The organism is Hyphomicrobium sp., from assembly GCF_019744875.1.
GTDB lineage: Bacteria > Pseudomonadota > Alphaproteobacteria > Rhizobiales > Hyphomicrobiaceae > Hyphomicrobium_C.
Genome location: NZ_JAIETU010000006.1, coordinates 390,117 through 400,147, shown reverse-complemented (window position 1 = coordinate 400,147; position 10,031 = coordinate 390,117). Strand labels below are relative to the sequence as shown.

Genomic DNA, 10,031 nt, shown 5'->3' with positions numbered 1-10,031 from the left:
GTCAGCCCGCCCCCGCCGCAATGAGCTGCTGCTCGGGAACGATCTCTCCGACATCGAGCGCGATGCACCGGTCCGCGCAGCTCCAGTAGCGGTCGTCGTGCGTGACCGCGATCACGGTCTTGCCGGTGCGCTTCAACGCCGGCAGCAGGCCCTTGTAGAAAACATCGCGGAACCACGCGTCTTGATCCGCCGCCCACTCGTCGAACAGGTAGACCTCGCGCTGCTCCAGAAGCGCCACGACCATCGCCAGCCGCTTGCGCTGCCCCGTCGAAAGATCCTGCGTCGAGAACCGCCCGTCCGAAAACGTGACCTTGTCCTCTAGCCCCATGTACTGCAGCAGCATGTCGACCTGCTCCCGATCGACGGCGTCCAGACCGTAGAGCCGATCGAAGAGATGGAAGTCGGTGAAGATGGCCGAGAACATTTCGCGGTAGCTTTGCAGCGTCGCATCCGTCACGGGCACGCCGTCGACTCGGATCGCGCCGCTATCGGGCTGATAGAGCCCGGAGATCAGCTTGAGCGCCGTCGATTTGCCGCTGCCGTTGCCGCCGACGAGGAAGATGATCTCCCCTCGGGCAATCCTAAAATCCCATGGGCCCGCCTTGAACAGGCTCGCCCCGCTTTCGCTCCGGTAGTTGAACAGCAGGCGATCGACCGCGATTTCGCGAAAAGCGCGGAAGTCAGGCGCGAGCGCGTCGCGAGCCGACTCGGGCTGCTTGACCGCTCCCGCATCGAGGCGCTGTTCGAGCGCGAATACGTGCGCGAGACCGACGTTCGCCTTGTCGTACAGCGGCGCCGTCGACGTCACGGCCATCACCGGCCCGACGCAGAAGATCGCAACCGCCACGATTTTATAGATCACGTCGGTATAGCCGCTGAAGAACATCGGCAGCACGAAGATCACCACGCCGACGAGGAAGTAGAGAAACGCATTCGAGAACAGCAGGAGGCCGACCCACGTCCCACCGATGCCCACGAGCTTCGCTTCGAGGCCTTCCACGATGGACGCGAAGCTGCGCTGCAGCGCGTCGCTCTTGTCGGCGTTGAGGCGGATCTCCTGGAAGCCTTCGGTGAAATGGCCGAGCGCGTTCAACATCTCGGCTTCCTGCGCGTGCACGCTGGCCATGGCGCGCGAGAGCCGCCGCCGCCGCAGCCAGAACTGCAGCAACCCCACGACAGTCACCCCGAGAACGACGGCGAACGAAGCAACGGAGAGATAGGCGATGTAGAGCAGGCAAAATGCCAGCAGGCAGACGCTCTGTGCCGCGCTGACCAGCAGCGGAAAGCTCTGCGAGAGATGATTGGTCTCTTGCACGACCGTCGCGTAAATCTCGCCACGACTGATGTGCTCCAGTGGCCTGAGCTCCGCCGAGCGGATCTTCTCCACCACACGCGTACGCAGGTCCGCGAGCCGCCGCTGCAGCAGCCGGTTCGCCTCCCGCAAGGAAATCCGGTCGGCCACGTAGAAGATCGCAAACGCGATGACGTACATCACCAGAAGCTGGATGCCGACGGGCTCACCCACCACCGCCGTCTCCGCTGCGGAATTGATGAGGCCGATCAGCAGAACATTGCCGAGCCCGGCGATGCAGGTGACCAGCAGTCCGCTGCGGAACGTATCGAACGACCCGATGGAGAGTAAGCGCAGCACATGCATTTTACGCTCCACGCCCCCCGACGGTGGTCAGCGTCATTCGGCGCCAGTGACGCTCAGACGGTCATTTCGTTGCAGATAGCAGCTAAGTGAAAGGGCGACGGGACCGCAAGGCGACCACCCGGGATGTGCACGCTTATCCCCATGAGATGCGTAAACGCAGAAATGGCGTGACATTTCCGTTGCTACGCACGTCGGCCGTCCCCTAGATTCCGGAAGGGGATTCGCGAACTTTGGCTCCTGCCACGGAGCATCTCCGTTCAGTCGGTTGGGGGGCTGCCTGATGCAAGTGGAAGACAGAATTCGCGCGTTTATCGAACAGCAGTTTCTTGTCGAATTCGACGCAACCTTTCCCGAAGACACGGATCTCTTTCGCGAAGGCGTGATGGATTCCTTCGGCTACGTTCAGCTTCACCGCTTTCTGGAGCGGGAATTCGACATCAAGTTCACTGAATCCGAACTGACGGACGCGTTGCTCGTGAGTTGCACTCAGATCTGCGTCCACGTTCTGCGCAAGATCGCCCAACGCGGCGCGGCGACCAGCGGTGCGGCAATGGACGACGTTCAGCCGCTGCCGATCACAGCCTGACAATCTGCCTACGTCGCAATACGGCCGGCCACGAAGGACCTCTCCTCCATGTGCGGTATCGTCGGCTTCCTGGCACGCGACGCGGACAGCACGAAGTTCGACGGTATTCTGGCATCCATGCTCGGCCGCATCGGCCACCGCGGTCCGGACGCCGCAGGAGGATTTGCCGACGACATCTGCGCGCTCGGCACTGCGCGGCTTGCCATCATCGATCCGGCGGCCGGCGCCCAGCCGATGTCGGACGCGAGCGGCCGCTACTGGCTCACCTACAATGGCGAAATCTATAACTATCGCGAGCTCCGCGACGAACTCGAAGCGCACGGCCGCGTCTTCCGCACACGCTCCGACACCGAGGTGCTGCTCGAAGCCTGGATCGCCTGGGGCCCCGAATGCCTGCCCAAGCTGAACGGCGGCTTCGCATTCGCGATCTATGACAGGGACTTGCAATCGCTCGTGCTGGCTCGGGACCGCTTCGGCAAACGCCCTCTCTATTTTACGCGGCATAAAGACGATGTTCTGTTCGCCTCGGAGATGAAGGCCTTCGTGGCTTATCCGGGATTTCATTTCGAGCAGAACGCCGGACAGATCGCGTCGATCCTGGGTCAATGGACGCCGCTTCCCCACCAAACCGGCTTCACCGGCATCGAAAGCCTCGGCCTCGCGGAATGGCTCGAAATCCGCGACGGAACGCTGACGCGCCGCTGCTATGAGCACCTGACCTTCGATCGCGGCCCGGCCATTGCCACCGAAGCCGACGCCATCGCCCGGATCCGCGCCACGCTGATCGACAGCGTACGCCTGAGGTTGCGCAGCGACGTCGAAGTTGGCGTCTACCTGAGCGGCGGCCTCGACTCGTCCGTCATCGCGCTCCTGACGAGCAGCGAGACCGAGCGCCCCGTCCGGACGTTCTCACTCGCGTTCGAAAGTGCCGACCTCGATGAATCGGACGCCCAGCGCGAGATCTCGGGGTTCCTCAAGACCGATCACACGACGCTCACCATCGGCCATTCCGACATCGTGGCGAACTTCGAGGCCGCGCTCTATCACGCTGAAGTGCCGACATTCCGCAGCGCCTTCGTGCCAATGTATCTGCTCTCGAAGCGCACGCGCGAAGCCGGCATCAAGGTCGTGCTTTCCGGCGAAGGCGCGGACGAAGCTTTCCTCGGCTACGACCTCTTCAAGGAAACGCAGCTTCGCGCGGCCTGGGACGGCATGGACGGCGCCACGCGCCTCCAACGCATCGCCTCGCTCTATCCGCACCTCGATCACTACGGCCCGCAGGATCTCGCCGCCGTGACGAGCCTCTATCACCAGTTCTCGCGCGAGCGCATGCCGGGGCTGTTCTCGCACGAGCTGCGCTTCCAGAACGGCCGTTTCTCGACGCGCCTACTGCGCGAGCCGGGGGACGCTTTCGCCGCCATCACCGGACACGCCGCTCACGATCCGGGTTTCGGCGCGATGACCGCGGTGCAAAAGGCGCAATGGCTGGAGTTCCAGACGCTGCTTCCGGGCTACTTGCTCTCGACGCAGGGGGACCGCATGGCCCTTGCCCACGGCGTGGAAAATCGCTGCCCGTTTCTCGACAAGGCGGTCGTCGATCTCGCCGGATCGGTCAACCTCCGCTTCGATGACGGCTTCGAGGAAAAGCGGCTTCTTCGCAAGGCCTTTGCAGACAGCCTTCCGCCCGCGATCAGCGCCAAGCGAAAGTTCCCCTATCGCGCGCCCGACAGCGCCGCGTTCGCGGCCATCCGCCCCGACATGCTCGATGCGGTGTGCTCGGACCAGGAGCTGGCCAAGCTGCCGTACCTCGACGTGCGGTTTGCGCGCGCGCTGGTGGCCAAGATCCTGTCACGCCCGGCCGCCGAGATCAGCACCAAGGAAAATCAGACGTTCATGTTCCTGATGTCTCTGGCGCTGCTGCATCGCCAGTTCGTCTCGGGTGAACGGCTGACACCTGCTGCCCCCGCGCGCATGACCTTTGCCGACTACCGGGCCGGCGCACGAGCCGGTCACGCCTCCCAGGGCAGCTTCATCTCTGTCACATAGCGGCTGATGTTGCGCCTCACGGCCGGATCTTCGAACATCTCACGATTGGCCGCCAACGCCATCGGCCTGGCGCGTTCGACGATCTCCGCCAGATCGCCCATGAACGACTTGTAGCGCGCAATCGCCGGCCGGGTGAGACGGCCGAGGCGCGGAAGGTGGCTCGCGAGAAGCGCCTCCGCGTCGTCGCCCACCGCATCGGCAAGCCCGCACGCCAACGCATCTGCGGCCCCGAGCGGGCGCGTCATCAGCGCCAGATAGTGCGCTTTCTGCAAGCCGATGCGCCGGACGAGGAACGGCATGACGCACGCCGGAAACAGCTCAAACAGCAACTCCGAGAGCGCAAACGTCGCCGACCGATCGCACAGCACGAGATCGCAGGAGCACGCGAGGCCCACGCCTCCCGCATTGGCGCGCCCTCGCACCAGAGCGATGGAAATAAACGGCCCCGCGGCCAGCCGCGTCCAGAGATCGTAGAGCTGTGCGGGATCGAGCCCCGCACCCGCCGCCGTCGCCTCGAAGTCGCCACCGGTGCAGAAAACATCCGCTGCCCCTTCCAGCACCACCATCGTGACGGGCCGATCGTCAGGCTCACTCTGGCAGCGCGCGAGCACCTCCGTAAGCTCGTCCACCATGCGCGCGTTGAGCGCATTGCCTGCAGAGGCGCGATCCAGCCGCACGCGGCAGAGGCCATCCTTGAAGCGCACATCGAGTGTTTCGTAGCCCATGACCGATCCTATGCCGTCTCCGGGGCGGACAACACGATGGCCGTATTCACGCCGCCGAACCCGAACGACAGACTGAGAGCATTGCGTACGGTTGCGTCCAACGGATCACGCTGCACCCAGCGCAGCCCCGCGTCGATTGGATTTTCAAGTCCATGCGTCGGATGAAGACGCCCGACGCGCATCTGAAGCAGCGCCGCCGCCACCTCGACCGCGCCCGCCGACGCAAGACCGTGCCCGATGATCGACTTGGTGGCGTTGACCGGCGCATGCGTCAGCCCCGCCGCGCAACAGGCCGCCGCTTCCGTATCGTCGCCAAGCGGCGTCCCAGTTCCGTGTGCATTGATGTAGTCGATCTCGCCCGGCTGAAGGCCCGCCGCCTGGAGCGCCGACTGGATCGCGCGCAACTCGCCCTCCAACGAGGGCTCGGGCCCGCGCCGCCCGTCCGAAATGTGCGACCATCCCGTGAGGCATCCATAGGCGTCTCCCGGAAGCACCGCATCGCCGCGCCGGATCACGAGTGCCGCCGCGCTCTCTCCGAACATGAACCCGTCGTGTGCGCGATCGAACGGACGGCAGCGATCCCCTGGACTGAGCGCGCCCATCAGCGACAACGCCTCGAACTCGAAGGCGCTGAGATCCTGTAGCGCGCCGACGGCAATGCAGGCATCGACGTGACCGGACGCAACCAGCTCCGCCGCCTGGATGACGGCCGCCGCGCCGCTGGCCGATGCCCCCCCGATGGACAGTGTGCGGCCCCGAATGCCGAACCGCTCCGCGCACAGCCCCGCGATGTCCGTATCGAAAAATGCGTACCCCATATGCGGCGAAACGATCCGTCCCCGCGTCTCTGCGTCCTTCTGCGCCAGCATCAGCTCGCGGCTCTGAAGGTTCGATCCGCCAAGCACGAGCCCGATACGTGTGGGATCGACCTCATCGAGCCCCGCCTCGGCCCAGGCGTCCGCAACCACCGCGACCGACACACGCGCCGAAAGCCCCGCCGTGCGCGCGATCCGGCGCGTCAACACCTCGGGCGGCTCGGGCACCTCGATGCCGATGAAGCGCTTCTCTCCGGGGGCGGGCTGACGACCGGACCGCAAAAGAGGCGCAAACAGATTGCGCCCGCCGAACAGCCCTTCGACGAAGCAGTCCTTGCCGTAGCCGAACCCGGTCGCAATGCCGATGCCGGTGACGGCCGGAGCCGTGCGATCAAGCGGCGAGCTTGGCATGGATCAGATCGGACAATTCACCGATATTTCGCGCGCCATGAAACGCAATCGGCGACACCTTGAGGCCCAGCGCATCGAGCGTCAGCAGCAGCACTTCACTGCGCTCGATGGAGTTCACGCCAAGATCGGCCATCGAATCCGAGCGCGCGAACGCGTGAGCGCCGAGCTCCGGAACCACATCCCGGATCTGGGCCAGCAACGTCGCGAAAACGGTATCCGGCTCCATCGCGCAAGCTCCCAAAGTGGCCATCCCCCTAGATCCAGCGATACTTGCGATGATAGCCCGCGATCGCCTCGAGAACCAACCGCGGCGTTCCGCCTACGCCGTTGCCGATGCCCGGCATCGTTTCCGGCAAGAGCTGTGTATCGCGCGTCCCGAAGCGGACCGTCTCCGTGCTGCCGAGGATCGCGTCGTACTCTCCCATCGAGAGCCGGTAGCGCCGGTCGAGCCCCGCCGCAATCCCGGCATCCTTGAGCCGCCCCGGCGCATCCACTGGCACCACGCCGGAAAAGAACTCCGAGCAGCACCCAGAGCCGTACGAGAAGAGGCCGACGCGCTGCGGCCCGCCGATGTCCGCCGTGTCGATGATGCCTGCGAGCGCAAGAAACACCGACGCGCCGGCCGTGTTTCCAACGCGCTGCCCATAGACGAGGCTTGCCGCCATTCGGCGCGTGAAATCGGCTTCGATGTCGCTTGAGGCGGCCTTGCAGAGACGCCGCATGAGATGACGGTGCGCGCCCTTCACCATGCCACCGAATGGCGTATGAAACGCGAGGTAGTGGAACGTGTCGCGAAAGTCCGCGCCCTCCACGCGGCGCGCATAGTCGCGGAAGGCATGCTCGCAGCATTCGAGATAGGCCATGAGCGAGAGATCGGCATCTCCCGCTTCCGTATCCGGGCCGGGACGGCAGGTGTCCATGACCTCGAACGCATGATTGCCATGCGCGCCCACGTCGATGCGGAACAGATGCGGCGCATCGCTGACCAGCATCGCGACCGCACCCGCGCCCGAGCTCGGCTCCGAATAGGCCCACTCCTCAATGGCGCCTTTGTCGGCAAGCGCAAAGCGCGAAATGTCCGTCGCGATCACCAGCGCCTTCGCACCGGGCGCCGTGCCCGACAGGATGAAATTGACCGCCATCTGCAGCCCCGCCGTACCCGAGTAGCAGGCCTGCTTCACCTCGAACAAGCGGCACGCTTTCTGAAGCCCCAGGTGCGCGTGCACGTAGGTACTGAGCGACTTTCCGAAATCGATGCCCGATTCCGTACACGTCACGATCATCTCGATCCGATCGCGCTCGCTCTCGGAAAGCCGGTCCACCAGCGGGCGCGCAGCATTGACCGCAAAGCTCACCGGATCTTCGCAGGGAAGCGCCACCGACTTTTCGCGCATCATCAGGTTTTCGAAGCGTTGGATATCGAGCCCGCGATGCGCGCACAGCTCCTGCACATCGACGTAAGCCGCCCCGCCGTAGACGCCCAGCGCTTCGATCCCGACGGAAGACATCACGCCGCCCCAACCTGCACCGGCAGGCTCCCGAGGCCGCGCGCGTTGATGCGGTCAAGCCGCCATTCGGCCCGCCCCGCAACAGACATATGCGAAAACCTGTCGAGGAGCGCGTCGAACGCGATCTGCGTCTCGAGCCGCGCCAGCGGTGCGCCGACGCAGAAATGGATGCCGCCGCCGAAGGTCGCATGCGCATTCGCCGTGCGTCCGATGTCGAGCACGTCCGGATTCCTGAAACGCAACGGATCGCGATTGACCGCGCCGATCAGCCCGACCACCGGCGCGCCCGCCGGGATGCGCCAGCCGCCGATCTCCATGTCCTCGCGCGCGATGCGCAGGATCATGTTGCCGCCCGGCTCGACCCGAAGAAACTCCTCGATCGCCGTGCGCATCAGCCCGCGATCGGCACGCAGCCGCGCCATCTCGCGCGGGTTCTGCAGCAGCAGAAGCAGCCCGTTTCCGATCAGCGTCACCGTCGTCTCGTGTCCGGCTACGAGCATGGACACGAGATTGGTCAGCGTCTCCTCTTCGTCGAGAACGCGCGTCTCCTCAGCCACAAGCACGCGGCCAATGAGCCCCGAATGCGGACACCCGCGCCGTTCCGCGAGATGGCGGCGCAGCACCGCCTTGAAGGTATCGAGCGCATCCAGCGCGTCGTGCTTCTGCTCCGGCGTCATCATGATGTCGCCGATCTTGATGAGCGCCGCACTCCACCGCGCGATGTCGTCGTCCATCGCTTCCGGCATGTCGAACAGATTGCGCAGCACCCGAAGCGGAAGAGGCCCGGCGAAGGCGTCGATCATCTCGATGACGCCGCTGTCCGGCATCGCCGCGATCAGCCGGTCCGCCTCGGCCCGGATCATGGGCTCCAGCGCCGCCACGGCCTGCGGATGAAACGCCGGCTCGTAGACGCCGCGCATGCGCCCGTGGTCCGGCGGATCGCTGTTGATCATCTGCGGTTGGAACTGGCTGTAGAGCCGGAAGCCGACCGGGTCTTCCGCCGCATACTCCGGCGACGACCAGCCGCCCGTCCAAAGCCGCGTATCGCGCCCCATCGCGGACGACTTCGAGACGCGCGCAAACTCGCGGTGCCCAAGAATGAAATACACGCCCGAGACGGGATCATGATGAACCGGCGCGAGCGCCCGCAGCCTGGCCAGTTCCGGATAGGGACTTTCGAGAAATACCGGATCGGCCAGCATCGTCCACCAGTCGATGGCGGGCAGGTCACGCACAGCCGGGGATTGGCCGACGTCCGCCGTGCGCTCCGCCTGGCAGACCATCGTCATGCGCTCCGCGCGGCATAAACGTGGAACACCGGTGCACCGCCCTCAGCGAGCGGGTGATTTCCAATCGACGTCTTGTATCCGCGCGCACCGAGATCGGCGGCAATCGCGTCGGTCTCGTCGCGGCCGAGATGAACCTCCACCAGCATTTGCCGGATCCGCGGCCAGAGCCCATCAGAGATGCCGGCCAGCACATCCTTCTCGGCCCCTTCCGTGTCGATCTTCACGAGGTCGATCGGGCCGAGCCCGTGCAGATCGGCCTGGTTCGAGAGCGTGTCCACGGCCGCGCGCACCCGCTCCACGCGGAAAAGCTGGGCGATGAACTCTTCGTCGCCCATCCGTTCGCTCGCCCCGCTACGGTCAAGGATTGCGCGCACGTCCGCGCTCGCGCCATTACTGAACAGCAGGTTCTTGAGGCCGCCGGACAGCACATCGCCTGCCGCGGAATTCGCGGTCGAAAGCGCGCTGATGCCTGGATAATAGTCGAACTCCAGCTCGCCCGCAGCCGCGCCCAAAGCCATCTGGAAAGCATGCGCCCGCCCGCCCATTTTCTCGATGTTGCGTTCGAGGGCGGCAAAGGAGGCCGGCATCGGCTCGTAAGCAACCAGCCGGGCATTCGGACACAGGTCATTGAGATAGAGCGCGAAGAGCCCAATATTGGCTCCGACGTCGACATAGACACCGTCCTGCGGCAGGGAGAGTCCGTGCGCCGTCAGATCATCCGCGAAGATTTCGTGCCACGAAAAGTCGACTTCATAGGCGTTGACGCAATGCACGCTGCGGCCATCCGGCAAGGTCGCTGTCGAGAGGACCATATGGCATCACCATTTCGTTGCAGACGGCCAATCGGAGCGACTTTGCAAGCGCAACCGCATAGCGCTTTGACGCCAAGCGCTTTCTTGGTTACGTCGATTCCATTGCATACGGAAGACAGCGACCCTGTCGTATCCCGGGGCCATCGGGTCTTCCGACGCAAGACGCGCTCAATTCATTGGGG

Annotated in this window: 9 protein-coding genes; 2 read left to right on the top strand and 7 right to left on the bottom strand. The window is 64.7% G+C overall.

Translation table 11 applies throughout. The annotated features are described in order from the left end of the window. Position 1: 1 nt before the first annotated feature. A complete protein-coding gene (locus K2Y42_RS16945) occupies positions 2 to 1,657 on the bottom strand; it encodes a cyclic peptide export ABC transporter (protein ID WP_291154616.1) in 1,656 nt (551 codons plus the stop codon). A gap of 280 nt (positions 1,658 to 1,937) precedes the next feature. Here K2Y42_RS16945 and K2Y42_RS16940 point away from each other — a divergent pair, with 280 nt between their 5' ends. Together K2Y42_RS16940 and asnB are read left to right on the top strand one after the other, a co-directional pair. Beyond that, a complete protein-coding gene (locus tag K2Y42_RS16940) occupies positions 1,938 to 2,243 on the top strand; it encodes an acyl carrier protein (protein ID WP_291154614.1) in 306 nt (101 codons plus the stop codon). Between the two features lie 48 nt (positions 2,244 to 2,291). Beyond that, positions 2,292 to 4,289: an asparagine synthase (glutamine-hydrolyzing) gene (asnB, locus tag K2Y42_RS16935; RefSeq protein WP_291154612.1), complete on the top strand. Its 1,998-nt coding sequence runs from the start codon at positions 2,292 to 2,294 to the stop codon at positions 4,287 to 4,289. On the opposite strand, the gene K2Y42_RS16930 is transcribed toward asnB, so the two are convergent. From K2Y42_RS16930 to K2Y42_RS16905, 6 genes are read right to left on the bottom strand one after another with little or no spacing between them, the layout of a single operon-like run. Beyond that, positions 4,253 to 5,014 (bottom strand): enoyl-CoA hydratase/isomerase, encoded by a 762-nt coding sequence (locus tag K2Y42_RS16930; protein ID WP_291154610.1) that lies wholly within the window; start codon positions 5,012 to 5,014, stop codon positions 4,253 to 4,255. The genes asnB and K2Y42_RS16930 overlap by 37 nt on opposite strands. An 8-nt stretch (positions 5,015 to 5,022) precedes the next feature. Beyond that, entirely contained in the window at positions 5,023 to 6,240 is a 1,218-nt protein-coding gene (locus tag K2Y42_RS16925; RefSeq protein ID WP_291154609.1) for a beta-ketoacyl synthase N-terminal-like domain-containing protein, read from the bottom strand. Beyond that, positions 6,221 to 6,466, bottom strand: coding sequence for an acyl carrier protein (locus K2Y42_RS16920; protein WP_291154607.1), 246 nt, complete (start codon positions 6,464 to 6,466; stop codon positions 6,221 to 6,223). The genes K2Y42_RS16925 and K2Y42_RS16920 overlap by 20 nt, the downstream gene beginning before the upstream one ends. A 28-nt stretch (positions 6,467 to 6,494) precedes the next feature. Further along, complete coding sequence (locus tag K2Y42_RS16915; protein WP_291154605.1) at positions 6,495 to 7,748, bottom strand: hydroxymethylglutaryl-CoA synthase; 1,254 nt, start codon at positions 7,746 to 7,748, stop codon at positions 6,495 to 6,497. Beyond that, positions 7,748 to 9,037 carry a cytochrome P450 gene (locus K2Y42_RS16910; protein ID WP_291154603.1) on the bottom strand — a complete coding sequence of 430 codons (1,290 nt, stop codon included), beginning with the start codon at positions 9,035 to 9,037 and terminating at the stop codon, positions 7,748 to 7,750. The genes K2Y42_RS16915 and K2Y42_RS16910 overlap by 1 nt, the downstream gene beginning before the upstream one ends. Next, positions 9,034 to 9,849 carry an FkbM family methyltransferase gene (locus tag K2Y42_RS16905; protein WP_291154601.1) on the bottom strand — a complete coding sequence of 272 codons (816 nt, stop codon included), beginning with the start codon at positions 9,847 to 9,849 and terminating at the stop codon, positions 9,034 to 9,036. The genes K2Y42_RS16910 and K2Y42_RS16905 overlap by 4 nt, the downstream gene beginning before the upstream one ends. Positions 9,850 to 10,031 lie beyond the last annotated feature (182 nt).